12 protein-coding genes and 1 tRNA gene are annotated in these 20,766 nt (G+C 69.4%); 9 read left to right on the top strand and 4 right to left on the bottom strand.

Annotation, left to right across the window (positions count from 1 at the left end; translation table 11 throughout):
* The first annotated feature begins 192 nt into the window (after positions 1-192).
* From AC5LSR_RS05725 to AC5LSR_RS05690, 8 genes are all read left to right on the top strand, one after another.
* Positions 193-265: transfer RNA gene (locus AC5LSR_RS05725), tRNA-Arg, on the top strand.
* 498 nt (positions 266-763) lie between these two features.
* The gene (locus AC5LSR_RS05720) at positions 764-1,870 is read left to right on the top strand and encodes an NDMA-dependent alcohol dehydrogenase (RefSeq protein WP_250281244.1); all 1,107 of its coding nucleotides are present in this window, start codon (positions 764-766) and stop codon (positions 1,868-1,870) included.
* Positions 1,871-2,216: 346 nt separating this feature from the next.
* Positions 2,217-3,479, top strand: a complete 1,263-nt coding sequence (locus tag AC5LSR_RS05715) for a cytochrome P450 (protein ID WP_250281246.1) — start codon at positions 2,217-2,219, stop codon at positions 3,477-3,479.
* 346 nt (positions 3,480-3,825) lie between these two features.
* Positions 3,826-4,974 (top strand): acyl-CoA dehydrogenase family protein, encoded by a 1,149-nt coding sequence (locus AC5LSR_RS05710; protein ID WP_250281249.1) that lies wholly within the window; start codon positions 3,826-3,828, stop codon positions 4,972-4,974.
* Positions 4,975-5,405: 431 nt separating this feature from the next.
* Entirely contained in the window at positions 5,406-6,746 is a 1,341-nt protein-coding gene (locus tag AC5LSR_RS05705; protein WP_250281250.1) for a LuxR C-terminal-related transcriptional regulator, read from the top strand.
* Between the two features lie 455 nt (positions 6,747-7,201).
* Positions 7,202-9,328, top strand: a complete 2,127-nt coding sequence (locus tag AC5LSR_RS05700) for a PP2C family protein-serine/threonine phosphatase (RefSeq protein WP_445548559.1) — start codon at positions 7,202-7,204, stop codon at positions 9,326-9,328.
* A gap of 12 nt (positions 9,329-9,340) precedes the next feature.
* On the top strand, positions 9,341-11,119 hold the full coding sequence (locus tag AC5LSR_RS05695) for a sensor histidine kinase (protein ID WP_250292629.1): 1,779 nt from the start codon (positions 9,341-9,343) through the stop codon (positions 11,117-11,119).
* A 350-nt stretch (positions 11,120-11,469) separates the two neighbouring features.
* Positions 11,470-13,071, top strand: coding sequence for a bifunctional aminoglycoside phosphotransferase/ATP-binding protein (locus AC5LSR_RS05690; protein WP_250292632.1), 1,602 nt, complete (start codon positions 11,470-11,472; stop codon positions 13,069-13,071).
* A 106-nt stretch (positions 13,072-13,177) separates the two neighbouring features.
* On the opposite strand, the gene AC5LSR_RS05685 is transcribed toward AC5LSR_RS05690, so the two are convergent.
* From AC5LSR_RS05685 to cas6, 3 genes are all read right to left on the bottom strand, one after another.
* A complete protein-coding gene (locus AC5LSR_RS05685; protein WP_250282174.1) occupies positions 13,178-13,861 on the bottom strand; it encodes a response regulator in 684 nt (227 codons plus the stop codon).
* A 143-nt stretch (positions 13,862-14,004) separates the two neighbouring features.
* Positions 14,005-14,301, bottom strand: a complete 297-nt coding sequence (locus AC5LSR_RS05680; protein ID WP_250282172.1) for a hypothetical protein — start codon at positions 14,299-14,301, stop codon at positions 14,005-14,007.
* 92 nt (positions 14,302-14,393) lie between these two features.
* Positions 14,394-15,266: a CRISPR system precrRNA processing endoribonuclease RAMP protein Cas6 gene (gene cas6, locus AC5LSR_RS05675; protein WP_250292635.1), complete on the bottom strand. Its 873-nt coding sequence runs from the start codon at positions 15,264-15,266 to the stop codon at positions 14,394-14,396.
* Positions 15,267-16,703: 1,437 nt separating this feature from the next.
* Here cas6 and AC5LSR_RS05670 point away from each other — a divergent pair.
* Positions 16,704-17,843: a hypothetical protein gene (locus AC5LSR_RS05670; protein WP_493468229.1), complete on the top strand. Its 1,140-nt coding sequence runs from the start codon at positions 16,704-16,706 to the stop codon at positions 17,841-17,843.
* Positions 17,844-19,179: 1,336 nt separating this feature from the next.
* On the opposite strand, the gene AC5LSR_RS05665 is transcribed toward AC5LSR_RS05670, so the two are convergent.
* Positions 19,180-20,766: TIGR03986 family type III CRISPR-associated RAMP protein (locus tag AC5LSR_RS05665; protein ID WP_250282167.1), on the bottom strand; the 1,587-nt coding region annotated here is incomplete at its 5' end.

Raw genomic sequence — 20,766 nt, 5'->3', positions numbered from 1 at the left:
GCGGGACATATGGTGACAGACGGTCAGGTCAGGCTCCGCCGGCCCTGTGACTCGTCCCATCTGGTCCACTCGCATAGCCGACCGGGTACGACCGGGACGACGGATGATGCGTAAGCTGGGGTGCCGTCGGAGGCCTTCTCGTGACACCAGGCCCGCCCTTGTAGCTCCTCGTAGCCCTGCCCTTGTAGCCCTGCCCTTGTAGCTCAGTGGATAGAGCGACCGCCTCCTAAGCGGTAGGCCGTAGGTTCGATTCCTACCAGGGGCACGATCCCGGTCGTGCCAGCGCTTCCGCCTGCTCGAACGACTTTCGGCGAGATGACGCTCGGTGAATGGTGTAGTGCGCATACTGGAGCGCGGGCATACCGGGCCGCCGGTCGTTCGTGATCTGCTCAAGGTCTGTCCGGTCGGTTCCGTCAGCGGGTGGCTACCGCAGCCGCCGCCCGCCCGCGCGTGGGCTCCGGCGGCCGGCCTGCGACATCGTCGGCGGTGGCCCACGCGGTCGTCGGTCCGGCCCTCCTCGGCCGGGTGGCTACCGCGACCGTAATGATCATAAGCGGGTTGTCATCCCCCGATGTCGTCCTCTCCCCGTAGGGGTACTGAAACACCTCATATGGAAGATCCGTCGGGGGTGCGGCGGGAGTACTGTTACCCACGTCACAAGGTCATCCTGTGGAGCAGGCGTCTCGAGCGTGCCAGCAGCATTCGGCTGGCGCCGGCTGGCGCGCTCGAGACGGAGCCTTCACCGTCGAAGGAGGTCGCCGGAATGAGGACCAAAGCCGCCGTCCTGTGGGGGCTGGGGGAGAAGTGGCAGGTCGAGGAGATCGAACTCGATCCGCCCAAGGCGGGCGAGGTTCTGGTCAAACTCACCGCCAGCGGTTTGTGTCATTCGGACTACCACCTGGTCAGCGGCGACATCCCGATTCCTTTCCCGGTCGTCGGTGGGCATGAGGGCGCCGGTGTCGTCGCGGCGGTCGGGCCGGGCGTGACCGAGGTGGCGGAGGGTGACTCGATCGTCCTGAGCTTCCTGCCCTCCTGCGGGCGCTGCTCATACTGCTCGCGTGGCCTGACGAATCTCTGCGATCTCGGGGCGGCGATTATTCTCGGCCCCCAGCTGGACGGTACCTACCGATTCCACACGCGCGGTCACGACATCGGGCAGATGTGCGTTCTCGGGACATTCTCGGAATACACGGTCGTCCCGGTCGCGTCCATAGTCAAGATCGATCAGGGTGCGGCGCTGGACAAGGCGGCGCTGATCGGATGCGGTGTCCCGACCGGTTACGGCAGCGCGGTGAACACCGCGCAGGTGCGGCCGGGTGACACCGTGGTCGTGATGGGCGTCGGTGGTATCGGCGTCAACGCGGTGCAGGGGGCCAGGGCCGCGGGCGCGCGGACCGTCGTCGCGCTGGACCCCGTCGACTTCAAGCGGCAGAAGGCTGTCGAGTTCGGCGCGACCCACACGGCCGCCACCGTCGACGCGGCACGGGAGCTGGTCAGCGAGCTGACCCGCGGGCAGCTGGCGGACGCGTGCATCATCACGACGGACGTCGCCGAGGGCGCGTACGTCGGCGAGGGGCTGAGCCTGGTGGGTAAGCGCGGCCGGGTGGTGGTGACCGCGATCGGGCATCCCACGGACTTCTCGATCAGTGGGTCGCTGTTCGAGCTGACGCTGTACGAGAAGTCGATCCGCGGCGCGCTGTTCGGCTCCTCGAACCCGCAGCACGACATTCCCCGCTATCTTGAGCTGTACAACCGTGGCCAGCTGAAGCTCGACGAGCTGGTGACCAGGGAATATTCCCTGGAGGACATCAACGAGGGATACCAGGACCTGCTGGACGGCCGGAACATCCGCGGTCTGATTCGTTTCTGACCGGCTTCCTCGAAAACTGGACAGAATTGATGGAAGAACCAGAGGAGCCGGCCGTGGCGATCGTATGACGCCCGGCCGGCTCCATCCGTTAGGTGCCGGTGCGCGACGGTGTTTCGGCGGTCGCGGCCACAGTTGTCGGAGCAGGTTGAACTGAACGGCGAGAATTCGTCGTGGTTTTGAGCGCACTCCCCGGTCCCCGGTCCGCGCCGGACGGCTCCGGCGGCGCGGTGGCTCCCGCGGGAATTTATCTCGATAGGGGCACCAGGTTGACTCCTACGAGGGGAGTGCGGCGAAGCTCGGAAGATTACCGTCAGGCCTGTAGCACATGCCTGAGAAAGGGGCTACCATGACGATTACTGATGGCACCGTCGACACGCGGCTCAGCTCGCTCGAGTTCTGGGCCAAGCCCCGGTCCGTCCATCACGAGGCATTCCGCTGGTTACGGGAGAACAAGCCGGTCAGCTGGCACGAGGCACCCGATTCTCTGGACCCGAACCTGAACAACGCCCAGGGGTTCTGGTCGGTGGTGAAGTACCGCGACATCCAGAACGTCTCCCGGGACACGGAGCTGTTCAGCTCCGCCGACGGCGTGTTCGTCGACGACTTCCCGCAGCTGGAGACGATGCTGTCGTTCATCGTGACGGATGCTCCTCGGCACACCGAGATGCGGGGTATCGTCAGCGTCGCCTTCACGCCGAAGAACATCTTCAAGATGTCGGAGGACATCGGCGGGATCGTTCATCAGGTCATCGACAGGGTCGCCCCCCTGGGTGAGGGGGACCTCTGCCAGCTGATCACCAAGGAGGTGCCCGGCCGGATCTTCGCGACCTTCATGGGGATCACCGACCCGGAACAGATCCAGTACGTGATGGACGCGGCCGAACAGTTCGCGTGCTGGAGCGACCCCGAGTACGCGCATATCGGCTCTCCGCTCCAGGTGTTCGCCGACGCCTCGCAGAAGCTGGCGACCCTTGCGATCGAGCTGGCGAGGGAACGCAGGGAAAACCCGGGTGACGACCTGCTCAGCTGGGTCGCCCAGGCGCAGTACGAGGGCAACAAGATGACCGTCGAGGAGCTCGGTGTCTTCTTCGCGCTGCTCGCCGCGGCCGCCAACGACACCACCCGGCACTCGATGGCCCACGTGCTCGCGCTGTTCCAGCAGTATCCCGAGCAGCTCGACTACGTCCTGGCGGACTTCGACAGGCGCGCGGACGACGCCGTCAACGAGTGCCTGCGGCTGGAACCGCCGCTGATGCATTTCCGCCGCACGGTGACACGGGACACCGAGATCGGTGGAGAGGCCATCAAAAAGGGCGACAAGGTCGTCATGTGGTACATATCCAGCAACCGGGATCCCGAGATGTTCGAGAATCCTGACACGTTCGACGTGCGGCGGGTCAACAAGTTCAACCCGCACCAGGCGTTCGGCGGCGGTGGCCCGCACTACTGCCTGGGCCACATGCTCGCCAAGCAGATGATCAAGACTGAGGTGCGGGAGATATACACCCGTATGAAGGATCTCAGGGTCGGCGAGCGCGACATGCTGTTGTCCAACTTCATGAACGGTGTCAAGCGGCTGCCCGCCACCTGGACGCCCGAACGGGGCTGAGCCGAGCGCGCGGTGGACACCTTGTGCGGACACCTTGTAGTGAACACCTCGTAGCCCGGAAGGCCACGGAGCCGTCCGTGGGACCACGGGCGGGCCCGGGGGCGTGGGAGCGGTGCCCGGCAGCCGTTCCCACGCCCCCGCTGTTTCCTGTTCCTGCCCAATTCTGATCGCACTGTCGTTTCTGGCTTCGGCTGTTTTGCTACGGTATATACCGGATTGTTCCCCCGGCTGTCCCACGCCCTGCCAGCGGACCTGGCCGGGGCCCTTCGGTGTCGTCGATTGTTCGCGACGGGTGAGGCCGGTGGGGCTACCGTGCTGTCCACGACATCATGAGAGGACGTCGGAAATGCGGCGCACCGGTTTCACCGCCGACCACGAGAGCTTCCGTCAGCTGCTCCGGGAGTTTCTCGCCCGCGAGGTGGTGCCCGTCTTCGACGACTGGCTGGCCGCCGGCGCGGTCCCCCGGGACTTCTTCCGGGACCTGGGCAAGCTCGGGGTGCTGGGGATGGCTTTCCCGGCCGAATACGGCGGCGGCGACCAGTCGGACTTCACCTATAACGCGGTGATCAACGAGGAGTGTGCCCGGGCGCTGGTCGCGCTGGGGACGTTACAGGTGCACCTGGACGTGGTGGTTCCGTATTTCCTGGACTACGCCGACGAGGAGCAGCGCAGGCGCTGGTTCCCGGGCCTGGTGAGCGGTGACCTGTTCGCGGCGATCGGTATGACCGAGCCGGGCGCCGGTTCGGACCTGGCCGGCGTGCGCACGACCGCGGTCCGGGACGGCGATCACTATGTGCTCAACGGCGCGAAGACGTTCATCAGCGGTGGCGCGCTCGCCGACCTGGTGGTCGTGGTGGCGCGAACCTCACGCGACGGCTCCGACCGGCGGCGGGGGCTTAGCCTGCTGGTCGTCGAGGACGGCACGCCGGGCTTCGAGAAGGGCCGCAACCTGGCGAAGATCGGCCTGAAGATCCAGGACACCATCGAACTGTCGTTCACCGACGTGCGGGTGCCGGTCGAGAACCTGCTGGGGGAGGAGGGGGCGGCCTTCGAGCAGATGACCCGCGGTCTGCCCCAGGAACGGCTGAGCATCGCGGTCAGCTCGCTGGCCGCGGCCCGGGCCGCGCTGGACGCGACCGTGACCTACGTCCGGGAACGCCAGGTGTTCGGGAAGCCGGTCAGCCAGTTCCAGAACACCAAGTTCGAACTGGCCGCGGTGGCCACGGAGATAGAGGCGGCGCAGGCGATGGTGGACCGCGCGCTGGCCGAGCACGTCGCCGGTGAGCTGAGCCCGGTGGACGCGGCGAAGGTGAAGCTCTACTGCACCGAACTGCAGGGCCGGGCGGTCGACCGCTGCCTGCAGCTGTTCGGTGGTTACGGCTATATCCTGGAATACCCTATTGCCCGGTTGTACGCGGATGCCCGTGTCACGCGTATATACGGCGGCACGAGCGAGATCATGAAGACAATCATCAGTAGGTCGCTGGGCCTGTAGGCCGGGCTCGCGAAACCGGCCGGCCCGGGCGTTTCCTGCTGGTATGTTTTTTTTGGCCCGGTGGGTCTACCCGGCGACATGCTCTTTATGATCTTCCTGGCGGAAGGCGCCCGCCGACGAGGGCCACCCTCCATCCGGCTGTGCACGGCGATATGATCGACTATTTCGGTGGGGCGTGCCGAGCGCATGACGCTCGGCGAAGCGGCCGCACATCGTGCCTGGACCAGTCTGGCCCATTGGTCTAATGTATCGACCAAAGTCGAGTGATATGTCGATCATCGACCGTCCGTTGCGTGACGGGTCGAAGCCGTGCCACACCGGTCGCCGGAAGGCTGAGGGAGGATCGGCCAGCCGCGCGTCCAGCTCTCTGGCGCATGGCTTCGAGACTGCAGGGGATCTTGCGACTCGAAGAGCTCGAAGAGGAGGCGGGAATGGGCAGTGGTGTCCATGCTCGCGTGCTGGACGACGGGTCGGGCCCGGGCATGATGGCGATGGGCTCGGGCACGGCCGACGCGGCCATACCCGACTGGGACACGGCCGGGGAGATGGCCGGGGAGATGGCCGGCCCGGGGCCGCTGGCAGTCGAGGACGGCGTCCAGCGGGCCAGGGAGATACTGAGAGCCGCCGAGCGGGTTCTTGACGACGGCGTGACGTATTCGAATTTCACCAGCAGTGACTCGAAGGCGGCCGACGCGGCGTTGCGGGCGGCGCAGTGCGCGGCGGCCGAATATATGAACCTTGCCGTCCAGTCGTCCAGGGACTCCGCGGTCCGGCAGCTGGGGGAGGTTCTTCTGCAGTCGGGGCTGGCCCGGGTCGCGCTGATGGAGGCCACGCTGGCGCGGCAGACGGCGCGGATGTTCGGCGTCGAGCAGGCGCTCTGCCACTTACGTGGGGCCTCCTCGTTGTCGGCTCTGGAGGAGCGGGCGCCGGTGGAGGCCCATCGGCTGGGTTTCACCAGAATTCTGTTCTCACGTATCGACAAGGGTGTCTGGGTCGCGCGGACGGCCTACATGGAGGGCGAGGAGCAGCTCGCCCAGACGCTGGTGCAGGTCGGTATCGCGAACCCTCGGCCGCTGACCGGCCCGCTGGTCGAGAGCGAGATGGCACGGCGCCGCGTCCCGATCCTGGTACGCGACCCCCAGTCGAGCTCGCGCGTCCACACCGAGATGGTTGCCGTGGTCGACACCAAGGGCTATGTGGCCGCCCCGGTGATCTCCTGGGGCAAGGTGGTGGGGCTGCTGCACGCCGACCGGCAGGTGGAGCGCGGCGGGGTGGACGAGTTCGACCGGGACCTGATCGGCATGTTCGCCGCGGGGGTGGGTGTCGCGTTCGAGAGAAACGCGCTCTTCCGGCGGCTACGGTTCATGCGGTCGATGTTCAACGAACATGTGTGCGCGGTCAACGACCTCGTGGACGACATCGCCGAGGACGTCATGGAGATCGGCGATGACTCGGAGAAGCCGGCGAACCGCTCGCTGGGCGCGTACTCGTCGGGGCAGAACTTCCGGGAGACGCCGGTGGCATATCCCGAGGACGCGCTGTTCGCCAGCCTGACCCCCCGTGAGTGCGAGGTGCTGCGCAGCCTTGCCTCGGGTAAGACGAACGCACAGATCGCGAGCAGCCTGTTCGTGACCGAAGGCACCGTGAAATCGCACGTGAAGCACATTCTGCGGAAGCTCGGCGCGGCCAACCGCACGGACGCCGTAGCTCGGTACCACGCGCTGACCAGGTCATCCGGCGGCCACCAGATGAAGGATCCGTTCAGATCCTGAGGGCCCTCCGGCCGCCTCGTGGCGGCGGGCAGGGGCTCGCCGTAGCCGGCGACGCGTCCGCGCACGCTCCGTCGCGGTGGCCGCCACCGCGTCCATGCCAGGGATGACCGCCGTTCGTCCGCCGCGTGCGCCGGTCGGCGCCGGGGCCGACCGGCCAGATCGCGCTGCCTGCCTACCGGCCAGGTCATGGCACCTGTCAAGGCGGGTCGGGACAGACCCCACCGCCTCTGCCGAAGGTCCCTGTCACAGCCGCGACGGCTCCGCCAGGCTGGGAGAGGGCCTGGTGGAGCGGCCGGAGCCACAACCAGGTGAGGGCGCGTGGGGGCGCGGGCCGCTCGGCGGCGCGGGCCCGTACGGGCGGCCCAGGCCGGTAGCCGGCGTTCCGCCGCTGCCCAGCGGTTCTCACCACCAGGGCCACCGCTTGACAGAGGGCCGTCGGCGCGGGGGAGAACGCGATGAAGAGGAAGGTGGTCGTTGTGGTGGCCATTACGCTGGCCATCGCGTTCGGCTGCCTCGGGGCCGCGCTGACAGCCGCGGTCCGGACGGCGGACGCCACCGCCGTCCAGCATGACCGGCTGGAGCCGGCCGCCGCGGATGTGGCTGTTCTCCTGGACCATCTCGCCGACGAGGACAGCGGCTGGCGCGGTTATCTGACGACCGGCCGGCCCGAGCTTCTCAAGCCGCCGCTGGTCGCGTCCCAGGATATTTCGGCCAGGATCAACCAGCTGTCCGCCGCCGTCGCCGGTCTCGGGCGGCTGTCCGGCCTTGTGCGGCAGGTGACGGAGGCGCACGGGGCCTGGAGCTCGCACGCGGATCCCGCGGTGGCCGCCGTTCGTACCGAGAACACGGTGGTCATTCATCCGGCGGAGGCGGCTGCCGCGACAAACTCGGGCCTTGACGCCATGCGTACCCGGCTGGCCGCGATACAGCAGGAGATTCTGCGCCACCAGGCGCGGCTGTCGGCTCAGGCCGACGGGGCCGGGTGGCAGCTGCTGGCCGGCGCGCTGGGTGCCGTGTTCCTGGTTTTCCTGGTCGTCGCCGTGATGGTCGTCGGCGTCCGGCGGTCGGTCCTCGCGCCGGTCCGCGGGCTGCTGCGCGCGGTCAGGGAACTTGCCGGTGGCGGTTACGACCAGGCTGTGCCGCGGGACGGCCCGGCCGAACTGGCCGAGCTCGGAGAGGGGCTGGACGCGATGCGTCTGCGTGTGTTGGCCACGATCGGCCAACAGGGACCGACGGTGACGGCGCTGCGGGACGCGTTGGCCGCGTCCGTGGCCGAGATCCCGGGCATGCGGATCGCGAGCCGGATCATCCCGGCGGAGGGCCTGCTCGCCGGCGACTGGTACGACATCTTCGAGCTGCCCGACGGCCGTCTCGGGTTCACGGTGGGGGACGCGGCGGGGCACGGCCCGGTCGCCGGCGTGCATGCGCTGCTGGTCAAGCAGCTGCTCGCGGCCGCGCTGCTCACCGGGAGCACCCCGGGCGAGGCGGTCCGGTGGGCGCAGCGATGCCTCGGTGACACCGGTGAGATGTTCGCGACCGCGTTCGTCGCAACAGTGGATCGTGAAACCGGCCTTGTCGAGTACGCCAACGCCGGGCACCCACAACCGGTGATCATCCGGAGTCCGGGCGGCGAGCGAGACGTGCGCGCGGGCGACGTGAGGGTGGGCGACGTGGATCCGGGTGCCCTGGATCCGGATGATCTGGACCCGGATGATCTGGACCCGGATGATCTGGACCCGGGTACGGAAGGGGAGGCCCTGACCGCCGGAGACGGCTTGGGCGCGGGAGGGGATGGAAAAAGAGGGGATGGAAAAAACGGAGCGGGAAGGGCGGGGCTCGTGGCGCTGGCGCCGACAGGGCCTCTCGTCGCCACCATCCTGCCCGCCGGCAGCGGCGGCGGGAGTGGCACGTGGCGGACAGAGCGGGCCCGCCTGGCTGCGGGGGACGTGCTGTGCGCCTACAGCGACGGCATTACCGAGGCGCGCGACCCGGCCGGGAACCAGTTCGGTTTCCGGCGGCTGGCCGACGAGCTGGCACGCATCCCCGGCAGAGATCCCGGCGCCCTCGTGAACGACCTCTTCACGGTTGTCGCGCGGCATTCTCGCGGCAGCGTGGCGGACGACCAGATCGCGGTCGCGGTGGGCCGTGACGCGGCCGATGTCATTACCGCTCCGGCACAGCGCCTGGACGGGGCTGTCTATCCGGTGGAAAACGCCGTCACCGCCATGCCGAAAAATGTCACCGCCGCGTCCGGGCAGATGGCCCGGGGGGCAGCCTCGTGCCGGTTCTCCGTCAGTTCTCCCACCAGTTCTCCCACCAGTTCTCCGGCCTGGCCCGAACGGAGCGCATGGGCATGTCACCGGCTTGCCCGCCGGGGCACCGGCTGGTTCCTGGCGGCTGGTCACATCATAACAAAACGGGTATTCGACGCGTCCGGCCAGTTCGGTGCGAATATCCGGGAGGCGGGCACCGCCGGTGCCGCTCCGCAAGGAATACAGAGGCGCAGGGCGCCCGCGCGGGGACGCGGAATTCGTGGATCGATCACTCCGGGGGGCTCGTCGGTGTTGGCGTACGTCCGTTAGTCTGTCTGAGGTATGGACGACCAGGAGACGGGGAAGATCTCCACGGGCACGCTGGATTCCGGCACATCCGCGTCCCTGCCGAGTGACCCGTCCGCGGAGTCGGTGAGAGAGCTGGCCTTCCCGGCAGCTGCCCGCCTCGAGCTCGATGAGCTGCTCACCCAGCTCGTCGACCGGGCGCAGGACGTCATCGAGACGCAGAGCAGGCTGCGCGGCCTGCTGCGGGCCACCCGGACGGTCATCGCCGACCTCAGCCTGGAGGTGGTGCTGCGCCGCATCGTGGAGGAGGCCTGCCAGCTGGTCGACGCCCGGTACTGCGCCCTCGGGGTGATCGCCAGAGAAGGACATCTCGAGCAGTTCATCCATGTCGGCATGGAGCCGTCACTGGTTGAGAAGATCGGGCAGCTGCCGCGGGGGCAGGGGGTGCTGGGCCTGCTCACCGCGCAGCCACAGCCGCTCCGCCTGGACGACATCGCGACGAATTCCCGGGCCGTCGGCTTCCCGGCGAACCATCCGCCCATGCGGACCTTCCTCGGTGTTCCGATCAGGGTCCGCAGCGAGGTTTTCGGCAACCTCTATCTCACGGAGAAGCGCAATGGCCGGACGTTCACGGCCGAGGACGAGGAACTCGTCCTGGCGCTGGCCGCAAGCGCCGGGATCGCCATCGACAACGCCCGGCTGTTCGATCAGGCGCAACGTCGCCAGCGGTGGTTGCAGGCCTCGGCGGACATCACCCGCCACGTACTCGGTGACGGCGAGCGGCCACTGAACATGATTGTCAGCCGGGCCCGGGAGCTCGCCGGCGCGGACGTGGCCGCGATCCTCCTCAGCGGGGAGTCCTCGTCGCACCTGACCGTTGAGGTTGCCGACGGTGACGATGCCGGTGTGCTGCAGAGCACCTTGATCCCTATGGACGACTCGCTGGGGGGCAAGGCGGTGCGGATGTGCGCGCCGCTGCTCGTCTCGGACGCCGCGGCCGAGGCCAGTGGCAACGATCCCTACGCGCAGGGGATCGGCCCGCTGATGATCGTCCCGTTGGCCGGCTCCCAGGTGGCCAACGGGGCGGTGGTGCTCGGCCGGCGGCACGGGGCCACACCGTTCACGGACAGTGATCTCGATATGGCGGCGGCGTTCGCCGGGCATGTGGCGACAGCCCTCGAGATCACCCAGGCGCGGGCTGCCAGGGAGCGGATCGTCGTCCTGGAGGACCGGGACCGGATCGCTCGTGACCTGCACGACCACGTCATGCAGCGGCTGTATGCCGTCGCGCTCGGCATGCAGGGGCTGGCCGCCGCCGAGGAGCGGCCAGGGCCGGCCCGCCGGATGGCCACGTACGTGGAAGACCTGGACGTGACGATCCGTGAGATCCGCTCGACCGTCTTCGAGCTGCGGGGCCGGCGGGCGACGGCCGGTTCCGGCCTGCGGGCGCGGGTCTCCTCCGTCGTCGACGCGGTGAGCGACGCCTTCGGCTTCGCGCCGTACCTGCGGTTCGAAGGCCCGCTGGACACGATGGTGGACGCGGCGGCCGGCGATCATCTGCTCGCCGTGGTGCGGGAGGGCCTGTCGAACGCGGCCCGGCACGCCCGGGCCAGCAGCGTCGAGGTCGTCGTACGGGCCGCCGGGGGCCGGCTCGACGTGGACGTGATCGACAATGGTGTGGGCATCGGGAGCACGGAGCGTCGTAGCGGGCTTGCGAACCTGCGCAGCCGAGCCGAAGATCTGGGCGGTACCTTCGACCTCTCCGCGGGGCCCGAAGGCGGTACCCACCTGCGCTGGTCCGTACCCCTGACCTGAGTCACCCACAGTTCCCACCACAGCCGGTCAGGCCGGCTGATCTTACTCAACGTCATCAATCATGCTCGTATGATGCTGGACCGTGCGGGATGCGTGAGCCGCCTGGGACGCTTCGTCCGTCCGGGGAAGCGCCATCCGGAGGGAGCCGTGGGCCGGAGGTCCGGGTGGCGGGGTCCGAACGGCCCGTCCCCGAAGAAACTTCCGACGGTCGTTTCGACCTTCTTCCCAGCTCAGGATGGACATCGGGCGGCGGCGGCGTGCCCGGGGCCGGTGCCGGTCGGCTGGTCCGGCCGACTCGGATGATCACTATCGCGCCTGCCGCCGCCACATGTTCTGACGTTGGAGGTGTCATGACCGTCGATGGCCGGACGACAGTGCCGGAGCGTACGGGCCCGCACGCGCGTCCGTACATGTATCTCCAGGTCGGACGCCCCGAGTTCGACAGCCCGCGGTTCACCGACATCCGCTTCACCGGCCCGCGGCTGACCATGGCGCAGCTGGCCGACCTGGAGACGATCGAGACGCACAGCGCGACGCTGTACTTCTCCGGCGACCGCGTCTACAAGGTGAAGAAGCCGCTGGACCTGGGCTTCCTCGACTTCCGTACCCGACAGGCGAGGGAGGCGGCCTGCCGGGCCGAGGTCGAGCTCAACCGCCGCCTCGCCCCCGACGTCTATCTCGGCGTGGCGGACATCCGCGACAGCGCCGGCACGCTGGTGGACCACATGGTCGTGATGCGGCGGATGCCCGTGAACCGGCGCCTGTCCAGCATGATCGCCATGGGACGGCGGGTGGACGGGCAGCTACGCGCGCTCGCCCGGCTGCTCGCCGCCTTCCACCAGCGCTGCCCGACCTCCGCCGAGATCGCCGAGGCGGGCAGCCCAGCCACCCTCGAGGGGCTGTGGCGGGAGAGCCTCACCGGGATCGCGCCGTTCAGCGGGATGCTGATCGACGCGAGTGTCATCGACGAGATCGGCCGGCTCGCCCCCCGCTACCTTGCCGGCCGGGCGGCGCTGCTGGCCGGCCGGCAGCGCGCCGGATGGATCCGGGACGGGCACGGCGACCTGCTCGCGGACGACATCTACTGCCTCGACGACGGCCCGCGGGTGCTCGACTGCATCGAGTTCGACCGCCGGCTGCGGCTCGGGGACGTGCTCGGCGACGTCGCCTTCCTCGCCATGGACCTGGAGCGCCTCGGCGCCGCCGACGCCGCCGAGAAGTTCCTGGCCTGGTACGGGGAGTTCGCCGGAGAGACGCACCCGCCGTCGCTGCGGCATCTCTACATCGCCTACCGGGCGCTGGTGCGGGCCAAGGTCTCCTGCATCCGGGCCAGCCAGGGCGTGCCGGAGGCCGCCCGGCAGGCGCGCCGGCTCGCCAGGATCGCGCTGTCGCACCTGCGGCGCGGCCGGGTCCGGCTCGTCCTCATCGGCGGCCTGCCCGGCACCGGCAAGTCCACCCTGGCCGGGAAGCTCGCCGACGCCGAGGACGGCTGGGTGCTGCTGCGCTCCGACATCGTCCGCAAGGAACTGGCCGGCCTGCCCGCCGGCGAGCACGTGCCCGCCAGCCTGTTCGAGGGGCCCTACGACGCCCAGGCGACCGACGCCACCTACACCGAGCTGCTGCGCCGGGCCGGCCACGCCCTGGAACGGGGGGAGAACGTGGTGCTCGACGCGTCGTGGTCCACGGCCGGGCATCGGGCCGCCGCCGCCAGCCTCGCCGAGCAGACCAGCAGCGAACTCGTCGAGCTGCGCTGCGTCACCTCCCCGGAGGTGGCTGCCGCGCGGATCGCCCGCCGGGCCGCCGCCGGGGAGGACCCCTCCGACGCCACCCTCGCCGTCCACCAGGCGATGGCGGCCCGCGCGCAACCGTGGCCAACCGCCAGCGTCATCCAGACCGCGGTGCCGATCAGTGAGGCGCTCCTGGCCGTCCAACGCCGCGTGAACGTGATCTGAAACGCGATCCGGGCCGGCGGGACTGGGCCTGGGACTGGGCCTGGGACTGGGACTGGGCCGCCGCCCGCGTACGCGGCCCGTCCGTGTTCCGCGCTGCCCGGCGGGCCTACTTCTGGGCGGCTTTTTTCTGGACGGCCTGTTGCTGCTCTTTCTGCTGCCCCTGGAGTTTCGTGGCGTAAACCGCCGCCTGGGTGCGGCTGGTCAGCTCGAGCTTGTCGAGAATCGCGGACACGTAGTTCTTCACGGTCTTGTCGGACAGGTGGACCCGGGAGGCGATCTGCCGGTTGGTCAGCCCCTCGGCGATCAGCAGCAGGATCTCCCGTTCCCGGTCGCTGAGAGTCACCAGCCTGCCGTCCTCGGCCGGGCCCTCCCGCAGCCGGGCCAGCACTTTCTGCGTGACGGCCGGGTCCAGCAGGGAACGTCCCGAGGCGATGGTGTGGATCGCGCCGACGAGATCCGTGCCTTTGATCTGCTTGAGCAGATAGCCGGCCGCGCCCGCCATGATCGAGGCGAACAGGGCGTCGTCGTCGTCGTACGACGTCAGGATCAGGCAGCCGATCTCCGGGTGCGCGGAGCGGATGTCCCGGCACACGTCGATACCGCTGCCGTCCTCCAGCCGCGCGTCCAACAGCGCGACCTGCGGGTTGGACGCGGGTATGCGGCGCAGCGCCTCGGTCGCGCTCGACGCCTCGCCGACGACCCGGATCTCCCCGGTATCTTCCAGTACCTCCCGGATGCCACGCCGGACGATCTCGTGATCATCCAGAAGAAATACCCGTACCGGATCCATGGCGAAGCACGCTACCCGCAGGTCTCACCCTTTACCATCCGGGCCGCCCGCCGGCCGCGGAAGATCGCCGCGAGTTTGCCGTTGTGTACGCCCGCGGGACCGGAAAGCGTGCACAACGACAAACTCGCCTGGATCAGGTTCCGCTACTGGCGGAGCTTCTTCAGGCGCTGGCCCAGGTCGATCAAGGTGCTGGACAGTGCGTCCACGAACGATGAGCCGATCTTCGATGCGCTTTCACGGACCGTCGGGTCCTTCGCAGCCTGGCCGGCCGCGGAGTAGGCCCGGTCCAGGGTCGCGCGGAGCTCGGCGAGCGCCTCGTCGACTCCCCTGCGGTCGAACGGACGCTCGCCGACGACGTCGTCGAAGTGCGCCTTCACCCGTTGCCCCAGCGTGGTGAGACTGTTTGCCACGTCGTCCCAGGCTGTCTTCGTGTCGGTCATACGGTCGCTCCCTTCTCACCTGTATCTTGCAGCATTTCCCAGCTCGACCGCCGCAACCACCCGGGGCGGGGCCCCGCCCCGGGCCGGTGCGGTCACGCGGGCGCGCGGGACGGCGCGCCGTCCGTACGCCTGACGCGCTCCGGGCGCCGGATGCGGTGCTGGCCGTCCGGGTCGGCGACGACGTAGCCCATGCCGCTGGGGGTACGGTCGCCGATGCCCGCGTAGCAGGCGAAACGGGCCAGGGCGTTGAGGGCGGCGCGCGTCCGCGGCGGGACGTCCGCGGGCGCGGCAAGCTGGTAGCGGACGAACCCGACGCAGCCGCGGCGTTTCGGCGCCCCGATCTTGACGACGTACTCGGCGCTGGAAAGGGTCGTCTCGACGAGCTCCAGATGGCCGTTGATCGTGGCATCGATGTCGGAGGGTAACGGCGCGAGATCCCGCGCCCAGGCCCGCCACCGGTAGGCCAGCGTGCCGAACACGCGCTCGGGATCGGGCAGGATGCGCTGGCGGCGCACGCCGTCATCGCGTCCGGTGGCGAAACTGACCGGCGTGACCAGCCCGAACGCCCAGGACGTCGCCGGGGGAGCGGCGGCGAGCAGATCCGGGTACGGCTCGCCCCCGGCGAGCTCGACCGCTTCGGTCACGTAGTCGGTGAAGCCGAAACGCCACCGGTCGCGGTTGCGGAGAGCGGCGAGCATCGAGCTGGTGATCTCGTCGAGCAGGATTCCGACCTCGAAACGGACCCTGGCCGACGACCGGCCGGGGGCGCGCTGGTGCTCGTCGAGGAGCGGGGTGATCGCGAACGGCCGCGGCGGCGGCCCGTCGTGCAGGTACGCGCTGGCTTCGGGCGACAACTCCTCGCGGACGGCCGCGAGCACGGCGGCGTTGACCGCCGGCCCCGTGTACGGTGGCGGCAACGCCCTCGGGGACACCGGCCTGACGGACACGACAACGCGAGCGGGCACAGCTCACCTCTCCAATCCTCGGCGTCCCGGCCTGCCACGGCCTGCCCGTGCCACAGCCCAGGACCCGACCTGAATCTCACGGTAGGCCGCCGGAGCGGCCACACCATCCCGGGCCCCGCCAACGTCCCCACCCCGCCCGTACCGCATCGACACGACCCACCCATCCCTGACGGACGACGGAGCGGTGGGAAGCGCGGGTCAGCACCCCCGGGACCGGTGGTACTGTCGCAGCGCCCCAGCCTTCCGCATCGGATTGAAACTAGTTCAGCATCTGGAATGCGCCGTGCACCCTGAGCTGTAGAGCACCGGCTTTCCGCATCGGCTTGAAACAGAATCCGGACTTCCGCGTTCCGGTGCTTTCGGTCCATGGGGCCGGATCTCCGTGTCGGGCGGAAGCCGGCCCGGCGGCCGGAGGGCGATTGCGGAACTGCGGAAGATATGGGTGATTCCGGTTGTTATCGTGACGGTTTCCACCTACGGGGTCCGGGGGCGTAGGTGGTGGCTGTTGTCACCGCGGCGGTTTCTGCCTACGGCTCTCAGAGGAGAGCGTCCGCGCGTCCTCGGTGATCGTGAAAATGGCCCGATTCGTTGCTCTTTGTGTTTGCGATGGTGCGCAGGGGATTGACTGGGAGTGTCGTGGGCACCCTGCCGCGGGGCGTGACGGGGCATGCCCTAATCTGACCTGTTCTCCAGCAGGAGGGCGGTCGGGGGCAGAGCCGAAAGCGGCACAATCGTGCGCTTCCCGTGTTCGCTTGTGGCTCTGACGTGCGGAGGGAGCTCGGGTGACGATCGGATGTGGGGGCTTGGCGCTGGGCGGCGCCGAACCCGATGGCGCTGGGCCGGACGGCGAGGGCCCATGGGGCCGGCGGCCGGGGCGTCCCGTCCGGAATGGGTGGGTGTTGACAGGGGCTGACGAGCCCCAGTACGTTGCCGACCGGCCACTACGCGCGGCGTGTGGTCGATGACCAGGATCTTCGCGGTCCCGGTCCCCTGTGAAGCACTCGGAGCATCCGAGTGCTGTGGCGTCTTCGTGGCGTCGCTTTGTTGCCGGATCACCACCCGTGGTTCAGCGTGCCCAACACAGGAGGACCGATGGCTGCCCTGACACTCGCCGACATCGCGGACGAGGACGACAACAACGCATTCGCGGCCTTCCGCGAGCTGGTGGGCCCGGCGCTGTGGGCGGTGATCGTCCGCGATGTCCACCGGGCCAAGCCGGGGACGTGCGCCTGCCGTCCCGACCGGCCACCCATGTTCGACGCCGCCCACCCGATACCCGGCCCGCTCTGCCAGCGTTGCATGGACCAGTGGACGCCTCGGCTCATGGACGGTTTCGGCCGGATACGTGCCGCTCTCATGGGCGACGTACCGACGATCGCCGGCGGCTCGAATGCCGGTCAGGAAGTTCGTGAGCTGATCGTCGTCCGTGACCATCTTGTGACGCCCGAGGCCGAATGGCAGGAGGCCGCCGTTCACGGCGCCATGCTGTGCCACCCCGCCTTCCCCGGGGGAATCTCGCCGGAGCCGCCGGGCTGGCTGCGGGCGGTGTGGGCGCAGCTCGTCCACTTCCCCACGGCCGGGCGGATCGTGCCGACCGTGCGCCGGGAATCGGCCGCCGAACGCGGCCTGCCGACCCGTCCGGAAGTAGCGATCAGCACCGCTGAATGGGCCGCGCCGCTGCGCGCCGACCCCGTCGGCCAGAACATTCTCATCCATTTCCTGCTTGGTCTCCGGGACGAGATCACCGACCCGTTCTCGCTGCCGAAAATGCAGCTCAGGTTCGGTCTCAGCGAGCGGGAGACCGACGAGCGGCTGCGGCGCTCGCTCGCGCTGCTGCGCCGGTGCAACCCCGACTTCTACGCGCGGGCCGTTGCCGGTCCGCTCGCCGGACGGCCCGGCGGGGTTCCGGATGAGACCGGCCCGGACGAATGTATCGGCGATCACGTGCCGTCCGTCGAGGATTCCTGCGCGGCCGAGGCGGACGCCGACACCGCACGAAAGGCGATCATCGCCGAACTCCTGCCGCCTGTTCGTCCCAGCGATGACGGGCGGGTGCGCGACACGCACCCCGACACGCATGGCGACACGCATCCCGACACGCATGGCGATGGCTATGGCCGGCGGGAGAATCCGGGGCCGCGGCCGAAGGCGGTCCCTTCGAGAACCGCGCCGAAGAGCCAGCCGAAGACCCACCCGAAAAGCGGCCGGCCAGGGACGTGGCCGAAGAGCCGTCCGGATGCGCGGATGCCCGGGGCGGGACCTGGCGCGGCTCCTCCCGCCCCGGGTTCCGACGCCATTCGTGAGCCTGGTGCCACTCGTGAGCCTGGTGCCGCGCGTGAGGCCGGTGTCATTCGTGAACCGGTACTCAATGCCGTCACAGTTCGGTTGTTAAAGGTGATTGTCGATGCCGCGTACGGCAAGAAGGCCGACGTTGTCGCGGCCTTCCGACGGCATCTGCGGCTGGGCGAGGAGGAGGCCGAAGCCGAAGTCGGCCGCTTCACGCGCCTCGTCGCCGGGGCCGGTGTCTGTTGGGTCGACGTCCTGCTGCGTGGCATTGACGGCTACGGGGTGGCGTGATGCCGAGAAACAGCACAGCCGGCGCCGTCACATACCTGGCCGTCACATACCCGGACCTGGACCCGGCCGTCAGCCGGGCGGCAGGGCGGCCCATGCCTCCAGCAGGTCCGCGAGGTCACGTGCCTGTGCCGTGGACAGCACGACGGCCCGTGTCCCGGCCCATGCCCCGAAGCCGGTCGTGTGGGCATCCCGAGCGTCACGATCCGGATCGTGGGCCGTAGACGTTCCCGCTGCCGACAGCGGGGCTGCCGGCGCGCCACCTGGAACCGTCGGAGCTGGAACCGTCGGGGCTGTTCGGGGCCCGTGCTCGGTTTCGTGCCCAGCGCCGGGGACTGTCGATGCCGTGGGAGCTGTGTTCCGCGGAACGCGGGCCCCAGCCTGCTGGGGCTCAGAGGCCTGATCGTCAGGGGCTGTGTTCCGCGGAACGCGGGTTCCAGCCGGGCGGAGGCCGCGGTCATGGCTGTCAGGGGCTGTGTTCCGCGGGACACGGGTCCCGGCGGCGGGGTCCGGCCATGAGGTGATCTCAAGGCGGACGCCGTCACGGACCGTGGTTGCCTGCACGGATCGCGGTGCGGCCGGTGCCGTTATCGGCAGATCGGTGATCTTCCTGCGGCGGGCGAGCCGCAGCAGGTCGGGCCGGGCGAACACGGCCGTGCCCCTGGTGCGCAGCAGGTCCGCGAGCTGGCGGCCCACCGTCGTCCGGCCCGGCCTGCCCGTCGTCCGGCCAGGTGTATCCGTTGCCTGGCAGGGTTCGTCCGTCCAGGTCAGGCGCAGTGGAGGGCTGCCGCCGTCGTCGAGGTCCAGCACCGCGCGGGCCCCGGCGAGCCGGAGCGTCGCCGGCCCGAAAGTGCCTTGCACGTGCCGGGAGACGAGCGGAATGCCAGCCAACGCCGCCAACCGCCCCGCAGCCGTACTCACCGGCATCCCCTCCCTCCAGCCCCCGCAAGACATGACTTCAGTAACCGACGGTAGCGCTCCTCCCAGCCGGACGCCCCCGGCTGGCTACCGCCGTCAGCGTGCGACAGCGCCGTCAGCCCGTAACAACTCAGCCCATGACACCACCGCCGCCGCCATCCCGCCCTTGCCGCCGCCCGCCCGTCACCGGCAGACCACGCCGGGCCCGACCGCACACCCCGGCGCCGGGCGGCCGGAGCGCCACCGGTCGTATCCCGCTCCGCTCATGGGATTGAGGGTGCAAACGGCTGCTATCACAGCCACTTGTTCCCTCAATCTCGTGATCGGCCGATACTTCGGGTGGGGTGGGGCCGTACTGTGCGGAGCGCACGGTACGGCTGGCGGCCGGGAAGGATCGCGGCCGTGGTTGTCGTCCCCGTCGTCAGCGGTCCTTGCTGGGCTGATCCTTGCCGGGATAGATGGAGAGAGGCTGGGGAGAGGATGCGGCGCCGAGGTCGGGGAGACTGACGCCGCGGGCGCCCTGGACATCGCGGCCCTGGCGTTCGTTCTGGACGAACCATTCGAACGAGCGGCCGCGGGGGTCGGGGGGTACCGGGACGTCGGTGCGCAGGCCGTTCGGGCGGACCCTTGGGTAGTGCACGGGCGTGAGCGGATTTCCGGTGGCGGCGGCGAGGAAAGCCCGGATGTGCGGGACCTGCTCGAACCGCTCGTCATCGCCGCCGGCCACCGCCCGCCGGAACTCGCCGACGGTTTCTCGGGCCGCGGCCGGGAAACCGTCGGAAACGGGCTCGTCCGGGATGATCGAGCGGTAGTACTCGGCCCACGACTCGCCGGTGCGCAGGTCTGTGCGGGCCGGGTCGACGGTGAGCTGGACGCTGCCGAAACCCAGCGGTTTGCCCAGGCCCAGCCGGTGGAAACGGCTCGGCTCGCCGGCGCCCAGGTCGAGCAGCCACAGCAGCGCGCCCAGCTCGGCCCCGGTGAGGTTACGGACGTCGACGCTGAAGGTGAACGTCGTGCCGGGCCGGACCCAGCCCTCGATCGACCGGTTCTGGTCGTCGCGGTTCTCGTCCTTCTCCCCGCCGCCGGTGAGGGTGGCGAACGCGGTTCCGTCGCGGTTCAGCGGGTTCGCGCGTGAATTGTTCTCCGGTACCGCGGACTTTCGCGGTCGACGGTATTCCTGGTAGCGCCCGCCGTCCAGGCTCTGGGTGCGGTCGGCGGCCGGGTCCTGCCAGTAGCGGTCGGGCAGGCCGGCGTGATGCGGGTAGACCTTGCGTCCGCGCAGCATTCGGCCCTCGGAGACGAACCAGCTCCCCTTGGGCAGCCCGGCCGGCAGCGGCGCGGGATGGCCGTTGCGTTCGGTGCCGAGATAGAAACGGCCCTGGCCGGGTTTGGGCTGGCCGAGAATCGCCAGCGGCAGGCCCGGATCCCGGAAACGCTCCACGGCGGGCCCGCCGGCCGGCGGCGGGAGGCTTTTTCTCTCGGCGGGCGCGTCCGACGCCTGGTCGCAGCGCACCGGGCCGATGCGCACGGCGCCGAGCCAGGCGCCAGCCGGGTCGCGCCGGCCGTCGGGCCCGGCTCCGGGACGGTCCTCGGTGCGGACCCAGCCGAACACCCGGTCCGCGGGGGACAGCTCACTGATCGAGTCCGCGGGCCGCAGCGACGGGGGCAGCAGCTCGCTCGGTGGGACGCTGAACAGCTCGCGCGCGATCGTCACCGGATACAGGCTGTCGATCTCACCGCGGGCGTCCAGCCGGACGTAGAGCAGGTCACCGTCGGTAATTTTCTCTGGTTCCATGCCCTTTGGGGGGACCAGGTGACGGCTCGATACGAGTGCTCCCGGGTTTTTGGGGTCGGGCTCCTTCAGTTCGCCGGGACGATGCGCCGCCGTATAGCTGTAGATGATGTCGCGCCAGATGTCCCGCAGCCGCTTGTCGAGCTCGTAGGTTTCCCGCAGGTCGTTGCGGGGATCGAAGAAGAAGACCCGTTCGTCGTGCTTGCGGTCGATGTT

Source organism: Protofrankia sp. CiP1_Cm_nod4 (genome assembly GCF_982290645.1).
This window is presented reverse-complemented; position numbering and strand designations above follow the sequence as displayed.

Coding starts and splice junctions, on each gene's coding strand:
- AC5LSR_RS05720 (WP_250281244.1), top strand. CDS start 764: ATGAGGACCAAAGCCGCCGTCCTGTGGGGGCTGGGGGAGAAGTGGCAG.
- AC5LSR_RS05715 (WP_250281246.1), top strand. CDS start 2,217: ATGACGATTACTGATGGCACCGTCGACACGCGGCTCAGCTCGCTCGAG.
- AC5LSR_RS05710 (WP_250281249.1), top strand. CDS start 3,826: ATGCGGCGCACCGGTTTCACCGCCGACCACGAGAGCTTCCGTCAGCTG.
- AC5LSR_RS05705 (WP_250281250.1), top strand. CDS start 5,406: ATGGGCAGTGGTGTCCATGCTCGCGTGCTGGACGACGGGTCGGGCCCG.
- AC5LSR_RS05700 (WP_445548559.1), top strand. CDS start 7,202: ATGAAGAGGAAGGTGGTCGTTGTGGTGGCCATTACGCTGGCCATCGCG.
- AC5LSR_RS05695 (WP_250292629.1), top strand. CDS start 9,341: ATGGACGACCAGGAGACGGGGAAGATCTCCACGGGCACGCTGGATTCC.
- AC5LSR_RS05690 (WP_250292632.1), top strand. CDS start 11,470: ATGACCGTCGATGGCCGGACGACAGTGCCGGAGCGTACGGGCCCGCAC.
- AC5LSR_RS05685 (WP_250282174.1), bottom strand. CDS start 13,861: ATGGATCCGGTACGGGTATTTCTTCTGGATGATCACGAGATCGTCCGG.
- AC5LSR_RS05680 (WP_250282172.1), bottom strand. CDS start 14,301: ATGACCGACACGAAGACAGCCTGGGACGACGTGGCAAACAGTCTCACC.